The sequence below is a fragment of the Alteriqipengyuania lutimaris genome, from assembly GCF_003363135.1.
GTDB classification, from domain to species: Bacteria; Pseudomonadota; Alphaproteobacteria; order Sphingomonadales; family Sphingomonadaceae; genus Alteriqipengyuania; species Alteriqipengyuania lutimaris.
The window spans coordinates 406,138-430,406 of sequence record NZ_QRBB01000002.1; the positions used below are offsets into that span (position 1 = coordinate 406,138).

The 24,269-nt window shown below is 65.3% G+C and carries 25 protein-coding genes; 18 read left to right on the plus strand and 7 right to left on the minus strand.

The window, feature by feature from the left end; translation table 11 throughout:
- Positions 1–109 precede the first annotated feature (109 nt).
- A complete protein-coding gene (locus DL238_RS15250) occupies positions 110–3,118 on the minus strand; it encodes a M16 family metallopeptidase (protein WP_234031135.1) in 3,009 nt (1,002 codons plus the stop codon).
- A 141-nt stretch (positions 3,119–3,259) separates the two neighbouring features.
- On the opposite strand from DL238_RS15250, the gene DL238_RS15255 reads away from it, so the two are divergent.
- The 10 genes from DL238_RS15255 (at position 3,260) to miaB (ending at position 10,599) form a co-directional block, all read left to right on the plus strand.
- A complete protein-coding gene (locus tag DL238_RS15255; protein WP_115493286.1) occupies positions 3,260–3,838 on the plus strand; it encodes a NifU family protein in 579 nt (192 codons plus the stop codon).
- 52 nt (positions 3,839–3,890) lie between these two features.
- Complete coding sequence (locus DL238_RS15260) at positions 3,891–4,499, plus strand: malonic semialdehyde reductase (protein ID WP_115493287.1); 609 nt, start codon at positions 3,891–3,893, stop codon at positions 4,497–4,499.
- Between the two features lie 126 nt (positions 4,500–4,625).
- Positions 4,626–5,267 (plus strand): tRNA (adenosine(37)-N6)-threonylcarbamoyltransferase complex dimerization subunit type 1 TsaB, encoded by a 642-nt coding sequence (gene tsaB, locus DL238_RS15265; RefSeq protein ID WP_115493406.1) that lies wholly within the window; start codon positions 4,626–4,628, stop codon positions 5,265–5,267.
- Positions 5,264–5,731: a GNAT family N-acetyltransferase gene (locus DL238_RS15270; protein ID WP_115493288.1), complete on the plus strand. Its 468-nt coding sequence runs from the start codon at positions 5,264–5,266 to the stop codon at positions 5,729–5,731. Before tsaB ends, DL238_RS15270 begins: the two co-directional genes overlap by 4 nt.
- 132 nt (positions 5,732–5,863) lie before the next feature.
- Entirely contained in the window at positions 5,864–6,307 is a 444-nt protein-coding gene (locus DL238_RS15275; RefSeq protein ID WP_115493289.1) for a MucR family transcriptional regulator, read from the plus strand.
- Positions 6,308–6,407: 100 nt separating this feature from the next.
- Complete coding sequence (locus DL238_RS15280) at positions 6,408–6,830, plus strand: Fur family transcriptional regulator (protein WP_115493290.1); 423 nt, start codon at positions 6,408–6,410, stop codon at positions 6,828–6,830.
- Positions 6,802–7,740 carry a lysophospholipid acyltransferase family protein gene (locus tag DL238_RS15285; RefSeq protein ID WP_115493291.1) on the plus strand — a complete coding sequence of 313 codons (939 nt, stop codon included), beginning with the start codon at positions 6,802–6,804 and terminating at the stop codon, positions 7,738–7,740. Before DL238_RS15280 ends, DL238_RS15285 begins: the two co-directional genes overlap by 29 nt.
- 84 nt (positions 7,741–7,824) lie before the next feature.
- Complete coding sequence (gene gntA, locus DL238_RS15290) at positions 7,825–8,508, plus strand: guanitoxin biosynthesis heme-dependent pre-guanitoxin N-hydroxylase GntA (RefSeq protein ID WP_115493292.1); 684 nt, start codon at positions 7,825–7,827, stop codon at positions 8,506–8,508.
- Positions 8,505–9,095 carry a DUF1989 domain-containing protein gene (locus DL238_RS15295; protein WP_115493293.1) on the plus strand — a complete coding sequence of 197 codons (591 nt, stop codon included), beginning with the start codon at positions 8,505–8,507 and terminating at the stop codon, positions 9,093–9,095. Before gntA ends, DL238_RS15295 begins: the two co-directional genes overlap by 4 nt.
- A gap of 169 nt (positions 9,096–9,264) precedes the next feature.
- Complete coding sequence (miaB, locus tag DL238_RS15300; protein WP_115493294.1) at positions 9,265–10,599, plus strand: tRNA (N6-isopentenyl adenosine(37)-C2)-methylthiotransferase MiaB; 1,335 nt, start codon at positions 9,265–9,267, stop codon at positions 10,597–10,599.
- On the opposite strand, the gene DL238_RS15305 is transcribed toward miaB, so the two are convergent.
- Positions 10,596–11,480: a hypothetical protein gene (locus DL238_RS15305; protein WP_115493295.1), complete on the minus strand. Its 885-nt coding sequence runs from the start codon at positions 11,478–11,480 to the stop codon at positions 10,596–10,598. The genes miaB and DL238_RS15305 overlap by 4 nt on opposite strands.
- Positions 11,481–11,684: 204 nt before the next feature.
- Between DL238_RS15305 and DL238_RS15310 the strand changes: the two genes are divergently transcribed.
- Entirely contained in the window at positions 11,685–12,581 is an 897-nt protein-coding gene (locus tag DL238_RS15310; RefSeq protein ID WP_115493296.1) for a hypothetical protein, read from the plus strand.
- Between the two features lie 118 nt (positions 12,582–12,699).
- On the opposite strand, the gene DL238_RS15315 is transcribed toward DL238_RS15310, so the two are convergent.
- On the minus strand, positions 12,700–13,311 hold the full coding sequence (locus DL238_RS15315; RefSeq protein WP_115493297.1) for an RcnB family protein: 612 nt from the start codon (positions 13,309–13,311) through the stop codon (positions 12,700–12,702).
- A 280-nt stretch (positions 13,312–13,591) separates the two neighbouring features.
- Between DL238_RS15315 and DL238_RS15320 the strand changes: the two genes are divergently transcribed.
- Both DL238_RS15320 and DL238_RS15325 read left to right on the plus strand, forming a co-directional pair.
- Positions 13,592–14,635 carry a PhoH family protein gene (locus DL238_RS15320; RefSeq protein WP_115493298.1) on the plus strand — a complete coding sequence of 348 codons (1,044 nt, stop codon included), beginning with the start codon at positions 13,592–13,594 and terminating at the stop codon, positions 14,633–14,635.
- Positions 14,636–14,641: 6 nt separating this feature from the next.
- Complete coding sequence (locus DL238_RS15325) at positions 14,642–15,067, plus strand: hypothetical protein (protein WP_147291035.1); 426 nt, start codon at positions 14,642–14,644, stop codon at positions 15,065–15,067.
- Between the two features lie 168 nt (positions 15,068–15,235).
- On the opposite strand, the gene DL238_RS15330 is transcribed toward DL238_RS15325, so the two are convergent.
- Entirely contained in the window at positions 15,236–16,132 is an 897-nt protein-coding gene (locus tag DL238_RS15330; RefSeq protein ID WP_115493300.1) for an OmpA family protein, read from the minus strand.
- A 319-nt stretch (positions 16,133–16,451) separates the two neighbouring features.
- On the opposite strand from DL238_RS15330, the gene DL238_RS15335 reads away from it, so the two are divergent.
- Positions 16,452–17,618, plus strand: a complete 1,167-nt coding sequence (locus DL238_RS15335; protein WP_199798063.1) for an acyl-CoA dehydrogenase family protein — start codon at positions 16,452–16,454, stop codon at positions 17,616–17,618.
- Between the two features lie 170 nt (positions 17,619–17,788).
- A complete protein-coding gene (locus DL238_RS16430; protein WP_234031137.1) occupies positions 17,789–18,382 on the plus strand; it encodes a septal ring lytic transglycosylase RlpA family protein in 594 nt (197 codons plus the stop codon).
- 55 nt (positions 18,383–18,437) lie between these two features.
- Here the strand turns inward: DL238_RS16430 and DL238_RS15345 are convergent, their stop codons facing one another.
- Positions 18,438–19,880: a sensor histidine kinase gene (locus tag DL238_RS15345; RefSeq protein ID WP_115493301.1), complete on the minus strand. Its 1,443-nt coding sequence runs from the start codon at positions 19,878–19,880 to the stop codon at positions 18,438–18,440.
- Positions 19,881–20,150: 270 nt separating this feature from the next.
- Here DL238_RS15345 and ybeY point away from each other — a divergent pair, with 270 nt between their 5' ends.
- From ybeY to DL238_RS15360, 3 genes are all read left to right on the plus strand, one after another.
- Complete coding sequence (gene ybeY / locus DL238_RS15350) at positions 20,151–20,645, plus strand: rRNA maturation RNase YbeY (RefSeq protein WP_115493302.1); 495 nt, start codon at positions 20,151–20,153, stop codon at positions 20,643–20,645.
- A gap of 24 nt (positions 20,646–20,669) precedes the next feature.
- Entirely contained in the window at positions 20,670–21,617 is a 948-nt protein-coding gene (locus tag DL238_RS15355) for a hemolysin family protein (RefSeq protein ID WP_115493303.1), read from the plus strand.
- An 80-nt stretch (positions 21,618–21,697) separates the two neighbouring features.
- Positions 21,698–22,582, plus strand: coding sequence for a LysR substrate-binding domain-containing protein (locus DL238_RS15360; RefSeq protein WP_115493304.1), 885 nt, complete (start codon positions 21,698–21,700; stop codon positions 22,580–22,582).
- Here DL238_RS15360 and DL238_RS15365 read toward each other — a convergent pair.
- Positions 22,566–23,483, minus strand: coding sequence for a hypothetical protein (locus tag DL238_RS15365; RefSeq protein WP_115493305.1), 918 nt, complete (start codon positions 23,481–23,483; stop codon positions 22,566–22,568). The two genes, DL238_RS15360 and DL238_RS15365, sit on opposite strands and share 17 nt — an antisense overlap.
- 190 nt (positions 23,484–23,673) lie before the next feature.
- The gene (locus DL238_RS15370) at positions 23,674–24,135 is read right to left on the minus strand and encodes a peptidylprolyl isomerase (RefSeq protein ID WP_115493306.1); all 462 of its coding nucleotides are present in this window, start codon (positions 24,133–24,135) and stop codon (positions 23,674–23,676) included.
- Positions 24,136–24,269 lie beyond the last annotated feature (134 nt).

Genomic DNA, 24,269 nt, shown 5'->3' on the forward strand with positions numbered 1-24,269 from the left:
TGCTCTTTTTGATCGATGTGTTCGCGTAAGCCGAACGACTGGCAAGAGCGCTGCGTGCACGCAACCCTATTTGTACTTTACCACCTGTCGATCTGCCTTCGCAAAATCCTCACCGTGCCAGATCGGACCCTTCGGGCACGATCGCGATTTCGAGCGGTTCGCGGCTGGCGAGATACTTCGCGGCCAGCGCCTGCATCCGTTCGGGCGTGGTCTGCGAGTAATCGTCGAGCAGCGATACGATCGCGCGCAGACGGTCGGCATCGCGGGTGGCCCCGCGCAGCTGCCACATCCAGAAACCGTTGCCGGTCGTCGCGCGCAAAATCTGCTGGCGCAGCGGCTCGGTCACCCGGCCGACCTCGTCGGCAGTCGGACCGTTGGCGGCAAGATCGGCGACGATCTCTTCCGATGCGGCATAGAACGCGGTCACGTCGTCGGGGCGCAGCTGGGCGAGCGCGATCAGGGTGCCCCCGCCGACATCGTCGACCGGCCAGTCGACCCGGACCTGCGGGGCGTAGCTTGCCCCGGCGCGTTCGCGCATCTCGTCGAACAGGCGGTTCATCACGATCTGGCCGAGGATTTCGAGCTGGCGTCCTTCGGAGATCGCCTGCGTCCCGCTGCCGATCGGCCATGCGAGCACGGCCGCCGCCTGATTGTCGTCGCCGCGATGGGTCAGCACCTCGCGCGCCCCGGCTTCGGGCGCTTCGGGACGCGGAGCGAGCGTGGCGGGGTCGACGGGCGCACGCGGCGGCAAGGCGCCGAAGCTGGTCCGCAGCGCCTCGATCGCGGCGTCGCGTTCGAAATCGCCGAAGATCATCACTTCGATCTCGCCCGCCTTCAGCAGCGGCTCCCACACCTCGCGGAACTCCTCGGCGCTGGTGCCCTCGATCATCTCCGGGCTCGGCGTGGCGAAGCGCGGGTCGCCGCCGCGGATCAGCGTCTCGAGATCGCGGTTGAGCAGGCCCGCGGGGCTGGTGGCATAGGTATCGTAGGCGATACGAGCCCCGGCCTTCGCCCGCGCAATCGGCCGCGCGTCCCATTCGGGCAGCGCGAGCTTGGCCGCGAAGAGGTAAAGCTGGTCGCCAAGATCCGCAGCGCGCGTGTCGGCGGAGAAGGTGAAGTCCGACAGGCCGACCGAGAAATTGAAGCCGAGCTTACGGCCCGTGGCCAGCCGGTCGAGATCCTCCTGGTCGAGCCCGGCGAGACCCGAACTGATCAGCGCGGATTCGCCCAGCATGATGTAGGCGGCTTGCGCATCCTCGAAAGCGCGAATGCCTGCACCGAAATGCACGTTCACCGCCACCCGGCCCGGTTCGGCATCATTGGGCCACAGCAGCGCGGTCACCCCATTGGCAAGCTCGACCCGCTCGATCTCGAGCACTCCAAGCGGCCGCGCGGAGGCAACTTCGCCCGGCGTGCCGATCTGCGGCAGCGAAGCGAAATCGACGGTGCTGGCGGCGATGCGCGCCGATCCGTCGGCCTCGACCGGAGCGAGCAGCGCGTCGCGAAGGCCCTGCGCGGTGGCTTCGCCTTCCTGCGGTGTGACGTAGACGCCGCGGATCACTTCGCCATCGAACAGCGCCTGCGTGCGTTCGAGCATCGCCTCGGGCGTCACCCGTTCCCGCATGCCGCGGAAGATGTTGAGCACGGTCTGGGCGGAAGCGACCGTCTCGCGGATATCGATTGCGCCGATCAGCGTGTTGGCGAGCTGCGAGCCCGGTTCGACCGCGGCTTCCTCGACCCCGGCGACGAAGGCCACCTCGAATTCGTCGATCTCGCGCTGCAATTCCTCCGGCGTCGGCGGCGTGGTGGTCGCATCCGCGATCACCGCGCGCACATCGCCCAGCGCAGCCTGCCAGTCCTCGGTCAGCGGCGCGAAGCTGACGAAGGTCGCGTCGGTGCTGCGGCTGACGTCTTCCTGTTCGACCTGTGCATACAGATAGTCGCCGCCGCCGCGTGCACGCGCTTCGAGCCGCCGGTTGATCAGCGACTGGGCGAGCGCGTCCATCAACAGGCCTTCGTTGTAGGAAATCGTATCCTGCACCGGCTCCCACTTGCGCATTACGCCATAGGTTAGCGATCGCGGCAGGTCGGGTTCGACCAGCACGCTCGTCTCGCCCACCGGATTGTCGGGGTTCGTGCCCGCCGGGGCCTGCGGGTCGCCGAAATCGGGTTCGTCCGAGACTTCGCCTTCGACGTTCCAGTCGCCGAAATAGCGCTCGATCAGCCGCGCGAGTTCGACCGGATCGGCATCGCCGGCGACCGCGATCACCGTTTCCTGCGGGCGATACCAGCGATTGTAGAAGTCCTGCACCGCCTCGGCCGTTGCCGCGCCGAGCGTCTCTTCGGTGCCGATCGGGGGGCGCACGGCGAGGCGCTGGCCCTTGAAGAAGGTGTCGCGGCTCTCGGTCGCCACGCGCTCTCCCGGCCCGCCACGTTCGCGCTTTTCGGCGAGCACTATCGGGACTTCGGCGGCGACGTTGGTCTGGTTGATCACCGGCGCCTGGACCATGCCCGACAGCAGGCGGAACGCCTCGTCCAGCTTGGCCGGATCGGCCTCGGGCAGGTCGAGCTGGTAGACCGTGCTGGTCGCGCTCGTCACCGCATTGGTATCATTGCCGAAGGTCGCCCCGAGCCGCTGCCACGTCGGGATCGTCTCGCCGACATCGAGATAGCGCGACTGGCGGAACAGCAGGTGCTCCAGCAGGTGGGCATAGCCCCGCTCGGCATCCTCCTCGTGCAGCGAACCGGCATCGATGCGGATCCGGATCGAGACCTGGCCCGGCGGCACGCCGTTGTCGCGCGTCGCATAGCGCAGGCCGTTGTCGAGCACGCCGAAGCGCCACTCGCGGTCGATCGGGATATTGCTCCCTTCGTACAGCCACGGGGTTTCGTCGACGGGCTGGAGCGAGGCGGGAGCCGCTGCCTGTGGGGGCGTGGAATTCGACTGGGCGGCATTCGCGACGGACTGCGCGGCACCATGCTCTTCGGGCGCGGCCTGCGTCGTTGCGGGGACGCTCTCGTTCGCGCCGTCCGGGGTCGCACAGGCTGCCGCCAGGAACGCAAGAAGCAGGGCGGAACGGCGTAGCGCGGACGATGGCGCGGACAGGAATCGATGCATGAGACCGCCTATAGGGGGGCAAGAAGTGAAGGTCGGGTGAATAGCAAAGATGGTGTCCCGGCCATGCCCCGCAATGGTGCGCAGACAAGTAAGACGAGCGACCGCTTGCCGCGTTCCCGCCGCGCACCTACATCGCAAGGCATGTACATAGAGACCGAAACAACGCCCAATCCCGCCACGCTCAAGTTCCTCCCCCAGCGGCAGGTCATGCCGCAGGGCACGCGCGACTTCGCGAGCCCCGAGGATGCCGAGGCGAGCCCGCTGGCGCAGGCGCTGTTCGACACGGGCGAAGTGACGGGCGTGTTCTTCGGCCACGATTTCGTTTCGGTCACCAAGGACCAGGGCGCGCAGTGGACCGACCTGAAACCGCAGGTGGTCGCGGTGCTGCTCGACCATTTCGTGTCCGAGGCGCCGCTGTTCCACGGCGGCAGCGCGGCAGGCATTGCGGTGCCTGCGGAAGACACGCTGGTAGTCGAGGACGATCCCGCCAACGCGGAGATCGTGGACCAGATCAAGGAGCTGCTGGAAACGCGCATCCGCCCCGCGGTTGCGGGCGACGGCGGCGACATCGCCTATCGCGGCTACCGCGACGGGATCGTGCACCTGCAGCTGCAGGGCGCATGCGACGGCTGCCCCTCGGCCACGGCCACGCTCAAGCACGGGATCGAGGGCCTGCTGAAACATTACGTGCCCGAAGTCGTTGAGGTTCGCGCGACCTGATGCCGCGCTGCAGCCCCGAAATTCATCACGATAAAGAAGGCCCGACCCGCCCATGACCAAACAATTCCACGGACACGACCTGTCGCACGAGGCGCTCGAACAGCTGTTCCTCGAAGCGCGGAGCTACAATGCCTGGCTCGACAAGGACGTGACCGAGGATCAGGTCCGGCGCATCTACGACCTCACCAAGATGGGGCCGACTTCGGCCAACCAGCAGTCGGCACGCTTCGTGTGGTGCAAGTCGCAGGACGCGAAGGACCGCCTCGCGAAGCACGCGATGGACGCCAACAAGGACAAGATCAAAACCGCGCCCGTGTGCGTCATCATCGGCTACGACATCGATTTCCACGAAGAACTGCCATGGCTGTTCCCGCACACCGATGCCAAGAGCTGGTTCGAAGGCGACGTCGAGGGCCGGATCACGCAGGCCAAGCGCAATTCGGCATTGCAGGGCGCCTACCTGATGCTCGCGGCGCGCGCGATCGGGCTCGATTGCGGGCCTATGTCGGGCGTCGATCTCGACGCGGTGACCGAGGACTTCTTCGCCGACCAGCCGCAATACCGCGCGGACTGGATCTGCTCGATCGGCTATGGCGACGTCGAATCGATCTTCGATCGCAGCCCGCGGCCCGACTTCGACAAGTTCAACCGCATCGAGTGACAGCCCGGCCCTTCGAAACCGCACTGAAAAACTGACCCTAAAAAACCGCTTGGCCTGCTTGCGCTTTCGCACTGCAGCGTGGCAACGCGGGTCCGGTTTTTTCGGACGCGCTCAAGGGGGCCAGCGATAACAGCTCAACGAACACTTGCGATCGACTGCGCCACCGCCGCCTGTTCGGTGGCGCTGTTCGGCGGGCCTGAGCTGCATTCGGGCACTTTCGAAGTGCTCGGGCGCGGCCATGCCGAACGCCTGGTGCCGATGATCGCCGAGCTGTCAGAGCGCGGGCGGGCGGGCCGGATCGCGGTCGCGCGTGGTCCCGGAAGCTTTACCGGCGTGCGCATCGGGCTTGCGGTGGCGCGCAGTCTTGCGCTCGCATGGCGCGCACAGCTGCAAGGCTATTCGACGATGGCGCTCGTCGCGGCGATGGCGCGCAGCCGGTCGGGCGGGCAGGCGCTCACCGTTGCGATGGAAGGCGGTCATGGCGAATGGTTCGTGCAGGCCTTCGATGGTGACGGCTTGGCAATCGCGGACGCCGTCTCGCTGCCGCCCCGGCAGGCGGTCGACAGCTTCAGGAACAATGTGGTGGCGGGAACGCGGGCGGAAGATTTCGTCGAGCTGGCGGGCGCGGGCACCGCGCTTCCCCTGTATAGCGACGCGCGCGCGTTCCTCTCGCTCCCGGCGGCAGCGCTGTCGGACGATACGGCGCCGATCTACGGGCGGGCGCCAGATGCGAAGCCAAGCGGCGCCGCGACGGGCAAGTCGGCATGAACGAGGACGTGCTCGACGCGATCATGCGGCTGATGGACAGCGCCTTCGATCCGCAATGGGGCGAGGCCTGGACCCGGTCGCAGGTCGCATCGGCCATCGCCTTCGCCAACACGCATGCCACGCTGATCGATGCCGAGGGCGGCGCGCCTCGCGCGCCCGAGGATGCGGTCGGCTTCGCCATCGTGCGCGCCGCGCCGGGCGAGGAGGAAATTCTTCTGATCGCGATCGAGCCTGCGATGCGCCGCCGCGGACTGGGGGCAAAGCTTCTGAGGACCCTCGCCGCTGCGGCAAGGCTGCGCGGGGCCGATCGCCTGTTCCTAGAGATGCGAGAGAACAATCCGGCACGTTCTGTTTACGAAAATCACGGCTTCCACCCGATCGGGCGACGCAAAGAGTATTACCGGCTCGACGACGGGGCGCGGATGGATGCGATTACCTTCGCACTCGATCTTTCAGCCGGTTGATCGATATTGTCCCAATAATGGAAAGAAATTTTCCCCAAGAGCATTGCAATCGGTAAATGATTGCGACAGGGAATTTCACCTATGCGGCCCTATCCCCCTGGCGGCCGTATCCCAAAACCCTAGAGGAAATTGATGGAAGACCAAGATATCGAAATGACGCAGACGCTTATCGCGTTCACGTCGAACATCGTTGAAGCATATGTCAGTAATAATTCGGCGGAACTCGACGACGTTCCGGTGCTGATCAACAGTGTCTATTCGGCATTGTCTGGCCTCAGCAGCGGTGCCGAAGAGGAAGAGCCGCGCCCCGAACCTGCGGTGTCCGTCCGCGCGTCGGTGAAGCCCGACTATCTCGTCTGTCTCGAAGACGGCAAGAAGCTGAAGATGCTCAAGCGCTATCTGCGCACCAATTACGACATGAGCCCCGAGGAATATCGCGAGCGCTGGAACCTGCCGAGCGATTACCCGATGGTTGCGCCCAACTATGCCGAAAAGCGCCGCGAACTGGCGAAGAAGATCGGCCTTGGTCGCGCACCGGGCCAGAAGCGCGGTCGTCGCAAGAAAACCGCCGAATAATCCGTGCACTCGCCGGTCGGCTGCCAACAGCTCGACCGGCGAGGCTTGAGCGGGCCGCGCACCCGTCCTATGCCCCGAGCGAAAGCCTGAGGAATCCCGCGTGCCCCATAAAATCGATCTCGAACAGCTGTGTGCCGACAAGGGCCTGCGCATCACCGAACAGCGCAAGGTGATCGCGCGCGTATTGTCGGACAGCGAAGACCACCCCGATGTCGAGCAGCTGCACGAGCGTGCCTCGAAGATCGACCCCGGCATCTCGATCGCGACCGTCTATCGCACGGTCCGCCTGTTCGAAGAGGCCGGCGTGCTCGACCGGCACGATTTCGGCGATGGCCGCTCGCGCTACGAGCCCGCGCCCGAATCGCACCACGATCACCTGATCGACGTCGAAAGCGGTAAGGTGGTCGAATTCGTCGACCCCGAGCTGGAGGCGCTGCAGAAGCAGATCGCCGAAAAGCTGGGCTATCGCCTCGTCGACCACCGGATGGAATTATATGGCGTCCGCCTCGAACGCGACAGCTGACAACCGCTCCGACTGGGAACGGCGGCAGGCGGCCGCCCGCGGCGAGAGGACGCCGATCTCTTTCATGGGCTGGGTCCGCTTGTGGACCCGCACCATCGCGCTGGTTGTCGTGATGATGCTGTTCGTCATCCCACTCTATGTCACGCGAATCTTCACCTACGGATCGCCGTGGCCCAAGTGGTACCTGGCGATTGCCGCATGGATCGTGGGCGCGCGGGTCGAGCGGCGCGGTACGCCGCTGCGGCGCGACGTGTTCTTCATCGCCAACCATGTCAGCTGGGTCGACATCCTGGCGCTGGCAGGCGCCAGCGGCACCGCCTTCGTCGCCAAGGCCGAGCTGGCCAAGGCACCGCTGGTGGGCTGGCTGTGCTCATTGAACCGCACGGTCTTCGTCCAGCGCGAGGACCGCCTGCGCGTGGCGGACCAGATCAACGCGCTGCGCGAGGCGCTGATGGACAACTGGTCGGTCACGGTCTTCCCCGAAGGCACGACGACCGACGGGCACTCGCTGCTGCCGTTCAAGTCCTCGATGCTCAGCGTCCTCGAACCGCCGCCGCCGGGCGTGCTCGTCCAGCCGGTGGTGATCGACTATGGCGCGATGGCCGAATGGCTCGGCTGGATCGGCGAGGAAGACGGGCTCAACAACTACAAGCGCGTGATGGCGCGCAAGGGTACCTTCCCGGTCAAGCTGTTTTTCCTCGAACCCTTCAGCCCGGTCGAGTTCCGCGGCCGCAAGGCGATCGCGGCCGAGGCGCGCGTTCGGATCGAAGCGTGCCTTCGCGAGACGATGGGCCACGAACTGCGCCCCTTCGACCACGACGTCGCGCCGATCCGCTACAGCAAGGCCAAGCTGCCGCCGCTGGAGCCCGTCGCTGCTCCCTCCGCTACGGACGATCCCCCCGCGACCTGAGCGGCATGGCCGTGCCCCCACTACGCCCTTCTTAGCGAAGGTTGATTTCGCACCCGGGCCCACGGGGATCGCATTGTACCCGCTATGGATGCCAATACGATGACCGACCAGCGGGTCGAGCAATTCGAGAATGTGATCAGGGGGCCGGATTTTCCCTGCGTCGGCGCAAAGTCGGCGCTGGCGAAGGGGAACATGGAGTTCGTCCTCGCGCGCGACCTCACCAGCGCATGGAACGACATCAAGATTCACGAGGCGCTGATGGCCTGGGCGAAGCGCGACCTGCCCGCCGACCAGCTGCGCAGCCTCGTCGTCATCTTCGACGGCCCGCTCGACCTCGACGAAAGGGCCTTCGAACAGGCGATGTGGGAGCGATTGCAGTCGCTGTCGGACAAGGACGTGTGGCTCTCGCAAAAGCCCGATCCGACCGTCAGCAGCAATCCCGCCGAGCCCGATTTCTCGCTCAGCTTCGGCGGGCAGGCCTTCTTCGTGGTCGGACTGCACCCCAATGCCTCGCGCCCCGCACGGCGCTTCCCGAAACCCTCGCTAGTCTTCAACCTCCACGAGCAGTTCGAGTGGCTGCGCAACAGCGGGATGTACGAGCGGATGCGCCAGCGCATCCTCGATCGCGACAAATCGCTCGCCGGCGATATCAACCCGATGCTTGCGCGGCATGGGGAGAGCAGCGAGGCCCGGCAATATAGCGGGCGCGCGGTCGACGAAGACTGGGCGTGCCCATTCCGGCGGGGCGAGATCAGGAGCATATTTTGAGCGATGTAGTCGAAATCCCGCCGCGCAGCGGCACCGCCTTCGTGGTGGAGGCCGGGCAGGCCTTCACCGTGATCGACCCGCAGGGCACGCAGGTGTCCGACATGGTCGCCTATTCGCAGGCCGACGTGCGCGAGGTCATGTCGAACGGGCGAACCTTCGATTACGAGGAGACGATCCATCTCACTACGGGCAATCGGCTGTGGTCCAACCGGTCGAACGTGATGCTGGAGATCGAGGAGGACAGCCTTGGCCAGCACGACTACCTGCTCACCCCGTGCAGCGAGGATACGTTCCGGCACTTCTATCCGGACAAGCCGGTGCACCGGGGCTGCTTCGGCAACTTGGCCGAGGCGCTGGCGCACTACGGTATCGAGCGCGACGCGATCCCGACCGCGTTCAACATCTTCATGAACGTGCCGGTCGATGGCGGCACGGGCGGGCTCTCGGTCGATCCGCCCGCGAGCCAGCCGGGCGAGGCGGTGCGCTTCCGCGCGCATATGGACCTGGTGATCGGGCTGACCGCCTGTTCGGCCTATGCTTCGAACGGGGGCAGCTTCAAGCCGATCCATTACCGGGTCGAAGAATAGGCCTCCACAGCTGAAACCCTGCCGTCACCCCGGGCCTGACCCGGGGTCGGTGCTTCTTGAAACTGCCCTGGGGTAAAAAGTGAAGCACCACCCCGGATCAAGTCCGCGGTGACGGTGGAGGTGGCAGGAGTTGCGCCCGCCCGTCGCGAAGCGTAAATGCGCGCTTCGCATGAAACCCACGACTCCTCCCAAGACCTACCGGGTCAAAAGCTTCGGCTGCCAGATGAACGTCTATGATGGCGAGCGGATGGGCGAGCTCCTCGCCGCGCAGGGCATTACGCCCGCGCCAGAGGGCGAGGACGCCGATCTGGTGGTGCTCAACACCTGCCATATCCGCGAAAAGGCGACCGAGAAGGTCTATTCCGACATCGGACGGCTCCGGCGCGAGGATGGCACATCGCCGCTGATCGCGGTCGCGGGCTGCGTCGCCCAGGCGGAGGGCGAGGAGATCATGGCCCGCGCGCCCGCCGTCTCGATGGTGGTGGGCCCGCAGGCGTACCAGAACCTTCCGGCGATGCTCGAACGCGCGGTGTCCGGCCAGCGCAGCACCGAGATGGACCTTGCCGCCGAAGCCAAGTTCGCCAGCCTCCCGCAGCGGCGAACCGCCCCCCCGGCGGCGTTCCTCACCATCCAGGAAGGGTGCGACAAGTTCTGCACCTATTGCGTCGTGCCCTACACCCGCGGCGCAGAGATCAGCCGTCCCTTCGCCGAACTGGTCGCCGAGGCGCAAAGGCTGGTCGAAGGCGGGGCGCGCGAGATCACCCTGCTCGGCCAGAACGTATCCGCTTGGAGCGGCGAGGACGCGAAGGGCCATCGCACCGGGCTCGCCGGGCTGGTCCGCGAGCTGGCGAAAATCGACGGGCTGGCGCGCATCCGCTACACCACCAGCCACCCGGCAGACATGGACGAAGAGATCATCGCCGCGCATGGCGAGATCGACAAGCTGATGCCCTTCCTCCACCTGCCGGTGCAGGCGGGCAATAACCGCGTGCTCAAGGCCATGAACCGCAGCCACACGGTCGAGAGCTACCTCAGGCTGCTCGAACGCTTCCGCGCCGCGCGGCCCGATCTGGCGCTGTCGGGCGATTTCATCGTCGGCTTCCCGGGCGAGACCGAGGCCGAGTTCGAGGATACGCTGAAGGTGGTGGACGAGGTCGGCTACGCCCAGGCGTTCAGCTTCAAATATTCGCCCCGCCCCGGCACCCCTGCGGCAGGGATGGAAGGGCAGGTCGCGCCCAAGGTGCTGAAAGACCGGCTCAAGCGCCTTCAGGACCGCCTCAACCGCGACCAGCACGCCTTCAACACCGCCAGCGTGGGCCGCACCTGCGAGGTGCTGGTCGAACGCAAGGGCAAGCTGCCGGGCCAGTGGCTCGGCAAGTCGCCCTGGCTGCAATCAGTGCATTTCGAAAGCGATGCGGCCATCGGCGATCTGGTGCCGGTCACGCTGACCGAAGCCGGGCCCAATTCGCTGCGCGGGACGGTGCGCGAAAGCGTCGCCGCCTAGTCTGCTGTGTCGCGGAAGGTAGCCGCGACCGCATTGGGCAACCGCGTCGCCGCCGAGTTGGGCGGCAGGCTGTAGAGCGCGGCGAGAAAAGCGCGATCGAACCGCGTGAGCATATCCTCGCCCTCCTCCGCCACGAAAGGATCGAGCACGCTGGCCAGGCCGGTGCTCTCGCTGCGGGAGGTCCGCAATCCCGGGGCGAGCAGACGCATCGTCGCGTGATCGGCGACGCGGGTCAGCTCCATCCCGACGAGACTTTCTATATCGAGGATGACGACGCCGCTCGCCGCGGCGATGCTGTGCGAAAGGCCGACGCGGCGCGAGCGCCCCTGCTTATTGACCGGCCCGCCCCATCGCAGCGGCGAGGCCGAGCCGCCCAGACCCGGCACGGTCGCCATTTGCGGAACGCTGCCCCCTTCGGCAGAGCGCTGCTCCTCGTTGTGCCAATCGAGCACGCGTTCGCCCCGCGAAAGGCGTGCGGCGATACGGTTGCGTTCGGCCTCGGAGATGAGCCAGGGCTGCTCGTCGACGATCCGATCGACCAGCGCTGCCGGATCGTCGACGATCAGCACCAGTGCATTGGCCGTGCAGCCGGGCTTCGCCACTCTCAGCCCCGCCTCGCGCGCATTGGCCTCTATCCGCTGCCTGACGGTCTCGCCTCCCTGAGCTCCCAGACCGGAGACCGACAGACACAGCGGATCAAAGAAACGCACCAGCGGTTCGTCGGAGACGAGCGTCTGGCTCATATTCCGCACCGCCTCGCGCACCTGCGCGGTTGTGCGAGCGGATTCGCCGCGCACGAGGATATCGGTATGCGCCTCCTCGGCATCCTGCTGGCCATTGGCCGGCACAAAGCCTGCGGCAAGCAGGACGGCAGCGATCATCGCAGGAGCACGGCGGACCAAGCGTGGCATGGCGCGATGCTAAGGCAATGATGGCCATCCGCCAATCGGTCTAATTCAGAAGCGGACCGGATTCGACTCGTCCTTGCCGTCTAGGCTCCGCTGCGCCATTCTTGCAGCATGGCCAGAGCGACCATTGGCGAGCGGGCTCGATCTTCGCGGAGCGGGCTTGGAAGAAGGCGTTCCATGCCGGTCGGCTTGTGGCTGCTCGGTGTTTTCACGTTCTCGACCGCCACGCTCGCGCAGGAGCAGGGGGGACGCCCGACCGGGGATGACGCCCCCACCATCATCGTCGAAGGGCAGGTGCAGCGCGGCGAGGATGCCCGCGAACTCGCCGAAGACATCCTACGGCCGGCGCGCGGCGGCGAAGTCATGGAGCGTTTTTATCAACCTTTATGCCCGCGCGTCATCGGCCTCCAGCCTGACGTGGCGCAGGTCCTCGCCGACCGGATATTGGCAAACGCGGCGTCCGCCGGGATCGAGCCGGGCGACGAGGGATGCACTCCAAACGTTCTGGTCGCTTTCGTCGACGACGTGGCGGGCGACCTGGAGGATTTGCTGGAGAACCAGCCGTGGGCTTTCGGAGGATTGAAGAGGTACCAGCGGTCAAGGGTCGCAAACGAGGAAGGGCCCACCCGTGCCTGGCACGTCACGCAGATCGGCGATCGCCACGGCAAGCCGCGCGAAGAGACGCTCCATACCGGCATTCCAGTGGTCAGACGTCCTCCGAATGGCGGCACGCTGATCAAGTTGCCGACCACGGTCCTCATTTCGGCCTCGGTCGTGCTGATCGAACGCAACGCCATCCGGGGCAAGTCGTTGCGGCAGATCGGCGACTTCGCATCGATGCGGGCGCTCCTCCCGGTCGAGGAGACCGCGCAGGGCGCGACCGGCCCGGTCGCGACGATTCTCTCGCTCTTCGTCCTCGCGGACGCCCCGGAAGGGCTGACCGAATTCGACCGGACGTTCCTTGGAACCTATTATTCGGACGACAGATCGGGCCTGCGGACCGGTCTCGCGATCGAGGCGATCGGTCGTGAATTCGGCGAACGCCTCGACGAGGCGGCCGAGACGGAGGACTGAGCGGCAGGACAAGCACGATTCTCGCGACGACGGCGCCCCCTTTCGAGTAAGGGAGCGCCGCGCCGGACATGAGATCGCGAGAGCAGTGGGGAGGATCCTGCCGGTCAGCGGTCTCTCGTCACCAGAAGAAGTTGTCGTAGACCACCAGCACCCTTCCGCTGCGGGTATCGATCAGCAGCACGTCGTTGCCGTAGCGAATCCAGCGCTGGTAGCCGTAGCGCGGCTGCGGGAGATAGTATTCATAGGGGTCGACCCAGTAGCGCTGGCCCCAGAAGACGTTCGCGAACAAGCGTTCGCCAACGCTCAACCGATGGTAGCTATATCCACGCGGCGCGTAATAGGCCCCGCGGCGGAAAGCATAGCGATCGGCTTGGCGATAGGCGCGCCAGTCGCGATAGGCCCGCCGTTGATCGCGGCGGTAATCGCGCCGCGCATCCTGACGGGCATCGCGGCGTGCGTCCTGCCGGGCGTCGCGGTAAGCATCGTGCCGGGCATCCTGGCGAACCTCACGCCGGTCTTCGCGGCGATCCTGCCGCACATCCCGTCGCTCCTCGCGAACCTCACGCCGGTCTTCGCGCCGATCCTGCCGGCGATCCTGCCGAGCCTCGGCGCGGGCTTGGGCGTAGCCCTCGGCCCGCTCCTGCTGACGCAATTCCGGCCCGCGCTGGGCCTGTGCCGCAGCGGGAAGGACAAGCCCTGCGGCGGCCGCCAACATCAATACATTACGCATTACGGTCACTCCTCAAGAATGCCCGCTACCGGGCACGCATTCAGGAATATGACGTCTAACATGAACGAATGAGGATCGATGTCGAGCGGACCGACCGATTTGTTGTCGCGGATTGTATCGGGGTCGCAGAAAGGAGCCCACGACCTGCGATTTCGTCCCGCGACGCCTCCGGCGCATTACACCGACGTGACTTTCCACCGGGTCGCACCACTCACGCTTGCCACGCTTCTCGCGCGCCCTAAACTCGCGACTCGCAATCGCCCTCAAACCCAGGAGACGCATGGGCCGCAGACCAACCCGCGCCGGAGAGCCCCGGCTTTCCCCGCCGCCGCACCCGCAGCGTGAGATACGCCGCGCGAAAGTGGACATGGAGTTCGAGAACCAGTCGCTCCTCGTGCCGCTGTTCGGCCAGTTCGATGCCAATCTGGTGCAGGTCGAAAACCGCCTGTCGGTCTTCATCTCGGCCCGCGGCGACAAGGTGATGATCGAGGGGCCCGAAGATTCGGTCGCCCGCGCGCGCGACGTCCTCCAGGCGATGTACGACCGGCTGGCGCTGGGCCAGGATCTGGACGAGGGCGCGATCGAGGCGATCATCGCGATGACCAACGAGCCCACGCTCGACGGGATCATCAAGGGCCGCAAGCCGGGCGAGGATGGCGCGCCGCCGATCATGATCCGCACCCGGCGCAAGACGATCGTGCCGCGCAGCGCGGTGCAGGCGCATTACATGCGCTCGCTCAGCCGCGACGACATCATCTTTGCGCTCGGCCCGGCAGGTACCGGCAAGACCTACCTCGCGGTCGCGCAGGCGGTCGCCCAGCTGACCAGCGGCAGCGTGCAGCGCCTGATCCTCAGCCGTCCGGCAGTGGAGGCGGGCGAGAAGATCGGCTTCCTGCCCGGCGATATGAAGGAGAAAGTCGATCCCTTCCTGCGCCCGCTCTACGACGCACTGTACGACTGCATGCCGCCCGAACAGGTCGAGCGGCACATCGCCAGCGGCGTGATCGAGATCGCGCCGATCGCCTTCATGCGTGGGCGCACGCTGGCGGACGCCTTCGTGATCCTCGACGAGGCGCAGAACACCACGCGCGAACAGATGAAGATGTTCCTCACCCGCTTCGGCCAGAACGCGCGGATGGTGATCGCGGGCGACCCGCGGCAGGTCGACATCCCCGGCGGCGACCGCATGAGCGGCCTCGTCGACGCGGTCGACAAGCTGGAAGGCATCGAAGGCTTCGGCACGATCCGCTTCACCAGCGCGGACGTGGTGAGGCACCCGATCGTTGGGCGGATCGTGGATGCGTACGAGGGGACGGAGGAGTAGGCCTAAGTGCTGAGGGCAGAGTATCGGAGAGGCTTTGTAGTGGCCTGTTTCCTCGTCTGCGCATTCGCCGCGGTCTTCGTCTTTTCCGGTGAGGAGAGCATTGGGCGAACGAGCAGACTGCTGTACTCGGGTGAAGACCTGACCGCGTTTGGCCTCGTCATTTTCGGTATTGGAATGATCGGAGCGGGGCTTTTTTCTGTATTTTCTTTCCGTGCGGTTCTTGGCCTTCCAGCGATTCTCAGCGACGGTGAGTATCTGCGCTCCTACACGTTTCCATTCTCAAGCACGCCAATCAGCGAAATCGAGACGCTTGAATCGACATCAAAGGATGCCGAGGTTCGACTGAAGGACGGGAGTGTCCGGAAGATCAATGTACGGATGGTCCGCGATCCTGAACTCTTTTTCGACGGACTAAATCTGACTGTTGGTTAGAGAATGCCGCCGCGCTCCCGACAAGAAACTAGCCAATTCGTCACCCCGGACTTGATCCGGGGCGAGGCTATTTCATGTGCATCCCAGCATAAAAGCCCGACCCCGGGTCAAGTCCGGGGTGACGAGTGAATTGAAAAGGGCGGACCTCGCAGCCCGCCCCTCTCAAAATCACATCCCGTCGACCGCCTTGCTGACGAGGATGTTCACCGCCACGCGGCGGTTCTGCTGCTTGCCGTAGTCGGTGGAATTGTCGGCCACCGGGTCGGCCTGCGCCATGCCGGTCGGCGTCAGCATGCGGTAGGGCTTCCAGCCGCACTGCTGCTGCAGGTAGTTCACCACCCGCTCGGCGCGCTTCTCGCTCAGTTCCTGGTTGATCTCGTAGCTGCCGGTCGAATCGGTGTAGCCGACCACCAGCAGCAGCGCGTTGTCCATCGCGTCCGCCTGTGCGGCGGCACCGCACAGCTGCGACTGGGCCTGGCCCGACAGCGCGTATTCGCCGGTGTCGAAATAGACGTTGGTCGTGCCCTTCACGTTGTAATTGTCGATATCGGCCACGCGCCCGCGCAGCGCCTCGGTCGCGGCGGTCTGTTCGGCGAAGCCCTGCTGCGTGCCGCGCTGTATCATCGCCGCGGTCTTCAGGTCGGACTCCTTCATGCTGATGCGCTGCGCGATCAGCCCCTGATCCCACTGCACGGTGCGCACGGTGACGGGCACGCCGTTGAAGAGCTGGCTGTCGTCGAGCGAGGTACGGCCGAGGCCGAGGAACCCGCCGCGCGACTTGATCTCGGTCGCATTGGCGACAAACACGACGGTCTGCGTGCCGTCCTCGGACGTGACCTGGATGCGATCGTCAGCCTGCGCCGAGATGAAGCCGTCGATCTCGGGTCCGTCGGGCAGCCCGGAAATATCGGCCGGAAACGCGCCGGTGACGGTCAGCGTGTTCTCGGCGGTGGTTTCGGCCGGGGCGTCCTCCCACTGCTCCTGCGCCGACCCGCTCGCCGGCAGGGCAAGCGCGGCGATCCCGCAGACGAGGGCCGCCCTGGTGCTGTTCGAAATGGTATTCATCGTCTCGACTCCATCGAATTGGCCCCGCCGCCGATCCCGGTGCGCGAGGTTTGGGCCGGTCGCCTCGTCGAAGAGACCGGCATGTGAAGCCCCCGTCAGTTGCGATTGGTGACGAACGATCGACTGACGAGCCATCCCAATGACGGCCCCATCGCGGCGTTCCCGGCGGAGATGCGGGACGGCGCGAAATCGCGACGGCTCGGTGTGGCACAGGGATAAGCCGAGCGAAAGGCGATAGCTCTTGGCGGATCGGCCCCTCGCCCCCTATCCCCCGTTCCCGAAGCCTATCGGCCCAAAGTCCATCGGAAGGAACTCGCGCGTGCCCATTCCCGCTGCCCGGAACGACTTTCCCGAAATCCGCGACGCCGTGCGCGCGCTGGTCCGGGGGTTCGGCGACAGCTACTTTCGCAAGAAAGACGAAGCGCGCGAATATCCCGAGGAATTCGTCGAGGCGCTGACGAAGGAAGGCTGGATGGCCGCGCTGATTCCCGAGGAATTCGGCGGCGCGGGGCTCGGCCTGACCGAAGCCAGCATCATCATGGAGGAGATCAACCGGGCGGGCGGCAATTCGGGCGCGTGCCACGGGCAGATGTACAACATGAACACGCTGCTGCGGCACGGCAGCGACGCGCAGAAGGCGAAGTTCCTCCCCGAGATCGCCAGCGGCGCGCTGCGGCTGCAGAGCATGGCGGTGACCGAGCCGACCACCGGCACCAACACCACCGATCTGAAGACCCGCGCCGTACGCAAGGGCGATACCTATGTGATTGACGGGCAGAAGGTGTGGATCAGCCGCATCCAGCATTCGGACCTGATGATCCTGCTCGCGCGCACCACGCCGCGCGACGAGGTGAAAAGGAAGTCCGACGGGCTCTCGATCTTCCTCGTCGACCTGCACGCGGCCATCGGCAACGGGATGGAAATCCGCCCGATCCGCAACATGGTCAACCACGAGACCAACGAGGTGTTCTTCGACGCGCTCGAACTGCCCGCGAGCAGCCTGATCGGCGAGGAGGGCAAGGGCTTCCGCTACATCCTCGACGGGCTGAACGCCGAACGCGCGCTTATCGCGGCCGAGTGCATCGGCGATGGCTACTGGTTCGTCGAGAAGGCGGCGGAGTATGGCAGCGAGCGCGTGGTGTTCGACCGGCCGATCGGCCAGAATCAGGGCGTCCAGTTCCCCATCGCGCAGGCCTATATGGAGGTGCGCGCGGCGGACCTGATGCGCTACGAGGCGTGCCGCCTGTTCGACGACGGCCAGCCTTGCGGGGCGGAGGCGAACATGGCCAAGCACCTCGCCGCCGAAAGTTCATGGAAGGCAGCTAACGCCTGCATGCAGACCTTCGGCGGCTTCGGCTTCGCGGCGGAATATGATGTCGAGCGCAAGTTCCGCGAGACGCGGCTCTATCAAGTAGCACCGATCAGTTCGAACCTCATTTTAAGCTATGTCGGCGAACACGTGCTCGGAATGCCACGTTCATTTTAGAATGACACACGCGCTCGCGACGGGAAATTGCGCATCCCATCCATTCGAGGCGCCTATTTGATTCATTCCTCACTCAGCATAAAGATTCGATATTTGCACAATTCTGCGCAACATCGATGCGAACCGGAACGAATTCGGAACATCCTCCTCCACTCGTCCCTTGATTAGGTATGGGACCTGACAACATCGACGCCGATCACACCTCCACTCACCATATGCCGAGCCGTCGCGAACGGCTTCAGGCGTTCATGCGCCTCAAGACGCAGCGCCGCTATCTCATCGCCGGTGTCGCCGCGCTCGGCGTGTCGACCGCCGCGTTCGCGGGCGCATTCGCCAATGAAAGCGGGTCGCCCGATGTCGTAAAGCTCGGTGCGGGCAAGGCCAGCGTCGAGGCGGAGCCGGTCGCGGCCTACGAACCGCTGGCCGAGGAAGCGGCTGCGCCCTCCCCCACGCCCTCGACTTCGGAAAGCCCGATGGGCGCCGGAGAGGCGAGCTATTACGGCCACGAACTCGCGGGCAACCGCACCGCCAGCGGCGAGGTGTTCGACCCTGGCCAGCTGACCGCAGCACACCGCACGCTGCCGCTGGGCAGCAAGGTCCGCGTGACCAATCCGCGCAATGGCGAGAGCGTCGTCGTGCGGATCAACGATCGCGGCCCTTTTCACGGCAATCGCGTGATCGACCTGTCGACCGCCGCCGCACGCACGATCGGGCTGATCCGGTCGGGAACGGGGCGCGTCAATCTGGCCCTGCTGATCGACTGACCGCGACGCGTTTTCTTCGATGGTGAGAGGACCGCGGGCGTTCGGCCAGCGGCAGTCAGGCCTCGACCCGTTCCAGCAGCACCTCGAGCATGCACACCACACCATCGGGCTCGTAATGCATCTCGACGCGCGTGCCGCGCCGCGAACTGATGCCGGAACGGATCAGCTTCGAGCCGAAGCCCTCACGCTCGGGCGGTGACACCGACGGCCCTCCACGCTCGCGCCAGGTAAGCGACAGGGCGTCGTGATCTTTGTGCCGCGCCACGTGCCACGTCACCTGCACCTGCCCCTCCGCATTCGAAAGCGCGCCGTACTTGATCGCGTTGGTCGTCAGTTCGTGGACGATCATGGTCAGCGCGAGCGCAACCTCGGGGCTCAGCAGGTAATCGGCACCCTCCAGCTTCAGGCGATCCACATCGGCTCCGGCGGCGGACTCGAAGGTCAGGGATACGATGTCGTCCACCCGCGCCGGCGACCAGCTCGACGCGGTCAGCAGGGCATGCGCGGCGGCAAGCGCCTGGAGCCGCGCCTTGTAGGTCGTCATCGCTCCTTGCGCTTCGCCGATCCCGCGAAACGTCTGCTGCGCGAGCCCCTGGACGACTGCCAGCGTGTTCTTCACCCGGTGGTTGAGTTCCTGGATCAGCAGCGCCTGACGTTCCTCGTACTCGATCTCCTCGGTCACGTCGTAGCCCTGCACAATGATCCCGGTGACCGTGCCGTCGTGATCGAACATCGGCTGAAAGATGAAGTTGAGCACCCGGCGCGTCTGCGAGGGATCATTGGCGCCTTCGAGCACCACCGGCTCGCGCCGGCCGATATAGGGCTCGCCGGTGCGATACACCGTGTCGAGCACGTCTACGAAACCCTGCCCGACCACCTCGGGAAGCGCATCCCTGACCGACCGGCCGACCAGCTCGCTGCGCCCGACCAGATCCAGATAGGCGGCGTTGGTCATCTGGAAGACGTGATCATCACCCCCCAGAACCGCGACGAAACCGGGCGCCTGCTGGAAGAATTCGAGCAGTCGGCGGCTCTCGCGCGCTAGATCGCGATTGCGCGCCTGGATCGCTTCGGCACGGCGCACCACGCCGACCTCGTCGCGCAGCTTGCGCAGCTTCTGCAATTCGGTGACGTCGACAGTGTGCTGCAGGATGTATCTGAGCGTGCCGTCATCGTCCTTGAGCGGCGTGTGCGTAGCGCTCCAGTACCGTGCTTCCATCGATCCGTCGGGGCGCGCGATATCGTACCGGATCAGCGCGATCTCGTCGCGCTCCTCGGTCTCGACAACGCTGCGCAGGGACTGGTCGAGAAGGCGGAAGCTTTCCGATTCGGGATCGGCGGGAAAGGCTTCGAACATCGGCTTGCCGATGATGTCCTCGCGTTCGCGCATGGTGGCCGAAAGATAGGCGCGGTTCATCCAGACGAGCCGCAGGTCCCTGTCCAGCAACACATAGGGGTTGGGCGAAAACTCGGCCAGTTGCAGAAAATCGATGTCCAAATCGGTCCCTTGCCATACGCGGGGAAGCGGCAGAAAAAAGCATCTAGAGCACGTGTCGGTTCCCTGTCACGCAAACACTGCCGTTCGCACGGCAAGCACGGCCCTTTCCTACCCACGGCACCCGGCGTTACAGAGGCGTCATGGTCACCGCGTCCTCCCCTTTGCACCCCCGCCCGCAGCAAGGCTTCGCCAGAGCCGTTTTTTTCACCCCAGGACAGTGTGTCAGGTGTGTCAGGCGAGCCGTGCGGGCGACGAACGGAGGCATCGGCCATGCAGCTTGAGATCGACGTGGAGAGCTGGCCGTCGTCGGCGAAGGGGGATGAATGGTCCGCGCTGGCCGAGCGCGCGGCGCGGGCCGCCGCCGCGGTGGAGCCCTGTCTTGCCAATCCGCGGCTCGAAGCCAGCGTCCTGTTCACCGACGATGCCGCCGTCCACGCGCTCAACCGCGAATGGCGGACCAAGGACAAGCCGACCAACGTGCTCAGCTTCCCGATGCTGGAGCGCGAGGAACTGCTCGCGCTGGATCCCGACGGTCCGCCCGTCCTGCTGGGGGACATCGCGCTGGCGCACGAGGCCTGCGCGCGCGAAGCGGCGGAAAAGGGCGTATCGCTACACGATCATGCCACGCACCTCGTGATCCACGGCCTGCTCCATCTGGCGGGGCTCGACCACGAGATTTCACCGCGCGATGCGCAGGAAATGGAAGCGCTGGAGGTGAAGGCGCTTGCACAGCTGGGCATTGCCGACCCATATGGTGACGCTTGAGCAAGAGGAGAGCATTTCAGGGCCATGCCCGATAGTGACAGCGACAAGTCTTCCGGCACGGGAGATGCGGACAGTAGACGCGGGCTCTGGCTCGCGATGCGCAGGTTTTTCGATCAGCAGGGCGGCGAGCGCAGCTTGCGGCGTGAGATCGAGGACAAGATCAACGAGCACGAGCGCGACGAAGAGGGCGATTCCTCCGCCGGGGGCGACGCCCACCGCGATGGCGACCTGTCGCGTGAGGAGCGCGAGATGGTGCGCAACCTCCTCCATTTCAGCGAACACGATGCGGACGATGTCGCGATCCCGCGCGGAAGGATCATCGCCGTCGATTCGAGCGCCACGTGGGCCGAACTGCTCGCGGTGTTCTCCGAACATGGCCATTCGCGACTGCCGGTCTATCGCGAGCAACTCGACGATGTGATCGGGATGATCCACATCAAGGACGTCTTCCCCTATCTCACCAACGGCAAGCCGCCGCCCGCCGACTGGACCACGCTGATGCGCCAGCCGCTCTACGTGCCGCAGAGCCGCGGCGCGCTCGACGTGCTGGCGGACATGCGCGCCAGGCGCATCCATCTGGCGATCGTGGTCGACGAATTCTCGGGCACCGACGGCATCATCACGATCGAGGATCTGGTCGAGGAGATCATCGGCGAGATCGAGGACGAGCACGACGAGGCGGCCGAGGACTGGATCAAGCCGGTTGCGGAAGGCGTGTGGGACATCGACGCCCGCGCCGAGCTGGAGGACATCGCCAAGCGGATCGACCCCGCGCTCGCCGAAGTGGAGGAATCGGTCGATACGATGGGCGGCCTCACCTTCATCCTCGCCGAACAGGTGCCGCAGGTGGGGGCCACGGTCGAACATCCCAACGGCTGGACGATCGAGGTGATCGAAGGCGACGAGACCCATGTGAAGCGCGTGCGCCTGCGCGCGCATACGCCGACGGAGGATGCGGGCGAGCAGGATTGAGGGGGGTGCATTTCGCGCAACACCACCCTAGCCTAAAATAACGCTTTTCCGCCGCGCCGCATTTAGTAGGGGTAGGGACAATGCCCAAACGTCGCCTGCCTCCGTTGCGTTCGCTCGAAGCTTTCATGTACACCGTACGCCTGGGTTCCGCCCGCGCGGCGGCCAACCAGCTGGGCCTCAGCCCCTCCGCGCTCAGCCGCCGGATCGCGACGCTGGAGGAGTTCATCGGCAAGAAGCTGTTCACCCGCGCGCGGCAGGCGATGCAGCTGACCGACGAGGGCGCGGCGTTTCACGAGGCCGTGCTGCCGCATTTCGAAGCGCTGGCGCGCGCGGTGGAAGGCCAGTCCGAAAGCACCTCGCTGCTGCGGCTTCACTTGGGCGTGCTGCCGCTGTTCGGCAGCCAGCGCCTGTTCCCGCGCCTCGCCGAACTGCGGCGGCTCCACCCGATCCTGCATATCGACATCGACACCGGCCCGCATCTGGAAGACCGGGTGGGCGACACGCTGGACGCGGCGATCGTACTGACCCGCGGTCCGTCGAGCGGGTTGCACGCGGTGCGGCTCGACGAGAACAAGGTTCACGCGATCGCCAGCCGCGAGCTGGCGGAGGTCATCGGAAAGGTGCCCGACAGCGATCTGCTGTCGAAACAGACCTTCCTCATCCACAACGAGCTGCCCGAAAGCTTTACCGCGTGGAAGGCCGCGCTGAAGCTCGACGATTTCGAGCCTGCCGCGATCGACCACTATGATTCGGGCCAGCTGATCCTCGAAGCGGCCGCGCAGGGCCTGGGCATCGCGATCATGCACGACGATCACCTGCGCCGCGCGGCGGATTCGCGGCTGACCGAACTGTACGACCTCGATGTCGACAGCCCCTATTCCTACTGGTTCGTATGCAAGCCCGGCGCGCTCGAAGAACGCCCCGTGCGCATGTTCCACGACTGGCTGGTCAAGGCTGGGCTTTAGCGTCGTCGCACCCGACCGACTCCTCAGGGAAGTCACCGCCGACGCCAGGATGTGGCAGTTGCAAGTCCAGATTGGCTGGCAGGCAGTACCGATTGACGCGCGGGGCGACGATCCCGTTTCTGCCGAGGCTTGCGAACGCGGTCTCGTCGCTGAACGCCGCGATCCAGGTGAGGCAATCGGCCAGCCTGCGCATGGAGTGGTCGCCTATCGGTCTGATGCCTGCCTCGCAGTTGATGACCAGGCCGTCACTCACCTGCATCCGCTTGAACCGTCGCAACGCCCTTAGGATTTCGCCCCTCTCGTCCACGGATACCCGCCTCGCTTCGCGCGCAACACTATCCGGGCGGAAACGAGGCGACGAATTGAAGATATATGCGGGAACGCCGCGCTCCAGCGATACCTGCATGGCAAGCGCCCCGCCCAGGGAATGCCCCGCGACCGTGATGGGAATCTCCCGCCGGCCACTCTGATCGAGGCCCATTCGCAGCGCATCGAATACTTCGACCGCCTGCCGGCGCTGGGTCTTGCCGATGTTTCCGCGCAGCCAATCGTTCAGATGAGAGAATTCCGTTCCGCGAAAGGCGAGTATGGTTTCGGCCACATCCCCCTGCTCCATCCGATCGAACACCGCATAGGCGAGGCCCGCGCTATTGTTGTCCTCGACCTTGCGTTCTTCGATATCTTCGAGAAGCTGGAAATTCTTGCGGTCTTTGGGGCCGTATGCATTCTGCGACAATTGCGCATAGCGCCATGAGGCGGTCGCAAGATCGGCGGTGAAATCACACCATCTGCCGGGTGCATCGAGGCAGGCGGTGCGGGCCTGCGTCAGATCGGATTGGAGCGATACGCAACCCGAGAGAAAGAGGACAGCAATGGCGAGGCACAGTGCGCGAGCCGGCATTCGAGTTCTCCAGACAAAGAACTTCTCGCGACCGATCGTATCCTATGAAACAATTCTTGTGCACGCAAGCACATGCCGGCGGCAGGAATACTTTAGAGAACCCGCGGATAATCGCGGATTATTCTGATCCCTGCGCGCCGGAAACGCCCAGCCCTGACGAACCAGATCGCCCGGGCGGGGAAAGGTGAATTTACGAAACGGTCGCCTTGACGATCTTGCCCGGCTGTGCGGGCGGCTCGCCCTTGGGCAGCGCATCGACCAGTTCCATGCCGCTCTCGACCTGGCCCCAGACGGTGTATTGCCCATCGAGGAATTCGGCATCGTCGAAGCAGATGAAGAACTGGCTGTTGGCGCTGTCGGGCACCTGGGTGCGCGCCATCGAGCAGGTGCCGCGCGTGTGCGGTTCGGAATTGAACTCGGCCTTGAGGTCGGGCTTCTCGCTGCCACCCATGCCGGTGCCGGTCGGATCGCCGCCCTGCGCCATGAAGCCGGGGATCACGCGGTGGAACACGACGCCGTCGTAGAAGCCTTCGCCCGCCAGCTCGGTAATCCGTTCGACATGGCCGGGCGCGAGGTCGGGGCGCAGCTTGATCACGACATCGCCAGTCTCGCCGGTGCCGGTGTCGATGTTGAAGGTCAGTTTGTCGGCCATTGATCAATCTCCTGAAAGTTCGTGTTGGCGCCTGCGCTAGCGGCCCGGCAGTCCTGAGTCACCACCCCCATTGCCCACCACCGGTCACCACCCCCGCTTGCTTTTGGTGCCGGGTGGCTTAGGGGCGGACACCC

What these genes read in the sequence shown, in the direction of transcription:
- DL238_RS15250 (WP_234031135.1), bottom strand. Translation starts at nt 3,118, where the DNA reads ATGCATCGATTCCTGTCCGCGCCATCGTCCGCGCTACGCCGTTCCGCC.
- DL238_RS15255 (WP_115493286.1), top strand. Translation starts at nt 3,260, where the DNA reads ATGTACATAGAGACCGAAACAACGCCCAATCCCGCCACGCTCAAGTTC.
- DL238_RS15260 (WP_115493287.1), top strand. Translation starts at nt 3,891, where the DNA reads ATGACCAAACAATTCCACGGACACGACCTGTCGCACGAGGCGCTCGAA.
- DL238_RS15270 (WP_115493288.1), top strand. Translation starts at nt 5,264, where the DNA reads ATGAACGAGGACGTGCTCGACGCGATCATGCGGCTGATGGACAGCGCC.
- DL238_RS15275 (WP_115493289.1), top strand. Translation starts at nt 5,864, where the DNA reads ATGGAAGACCAAGATATCGAAATGACGCAGACGCTTATCGCGTTCACG.
- DL238_RS15285 (WP_115493291.1), top strand. Translation starts at nt 6,802, where the DNA reads ATGGCGTCCGCCTCGAACGCGACAGCTGACAACCGCTCCGACTGGGAA.
- gntA (WP_115493292.1), top strand. Translation starts at nt 7,825, where the DNA reads ATGGATGCCAATACGATGACCGACCAGCGGGTCGAGCAATTCGAGAAT.
- miaB (WP_115493294.1), top strand. Translation starts at nt 9,265, where the DNA reads ATGAAACCCACGACTCCTCCCAAGACCTACCGGGTCAAAAGCTTCGGC.
- DL238_RS15305 (WP_115493295.1), bottom strand. Translation starts at nt 11,480, where the DNA reads ATGATCGCTGCCGTCCTGCTTGCCGCAGGCTTTGTGCCGGCCAATGGC.
- DL238_RS15310 (WP_115493296.1), top strand. Translation starts at nt 11,685, where the DNA reads ATGCCGGTCGGCTTGTGGCTGCTCGGTGTTTTCACGTTCTCGACCGCC.
- DL238_RS15315 (WP_115493297.1), bottom strand. Translation starts at nt 13,311, where the DNA reads ATGCGTAATGTATTGATGTTGGCGGCCGCCGCAGGGCTTGTCCTTCCC.
- DL238_RS15320 (WP_115493298.1), top strand. Translation starts at nt 13,592, where the DNA reads ATGGGCCGCAGACCAACCCGCGCCGGAGAGCCCCGGCTTTCCCCGCCG.
- DL238_RS15330 (WP_115493300.1), bottom strand. Translation starts at nt 16,132, where the DNA reads ATGAATACCATTTCGAACAGCACCAGGGCGGCCCTCGTCTGCGGGATC.
- DL238_RS16430 (WP_234031137.1), top strand. Translation starts at nt 17,789, where the DNA reads ATGGGACCTGACAACATCGACGCCGATCACACCTCCACTCACCATATG.
- ybeY (WP_115493302.1), top strand. Translation starts at nt 20,151, where the DNA reads ATGCAGCTTGAGATCGACGTGGAGAGCTGGCCGTCGTCGGCGAAGGGG.
- DL238_RS15355 (WP_115493303.1), top strand. Translation starts at nt 20,670, where the DNA reads ATGCCCGATAGTGACAGCGACAAGTCTTCCGGCACGGGAGATGCGGAC.
- DL238_RS15360 (WP_115493304.1), top strand. Translation starts at nt 21,698, where the DNA reads ATGCCCAAACGTCGCCTGCCTCCGTTGCGTTCGCTCGAAGCTTTCATG.
- DL238_RS15365 (WP_115493305.1), bottom strand. Translation starts at nt 23,483, where the DNA reads ATGCCGGCTCGCGCACTGTGCCTCGCCATTGCTGTCCTCTTTCTCTCG.
- DL238_RS15370 (WP_115493306.1), bottom strand. Translation starts at nt 24,135, where the DNA reads ATGGCCGACAAACTGACCTTCAACATCGACACCGGCACCGGCGAGACT.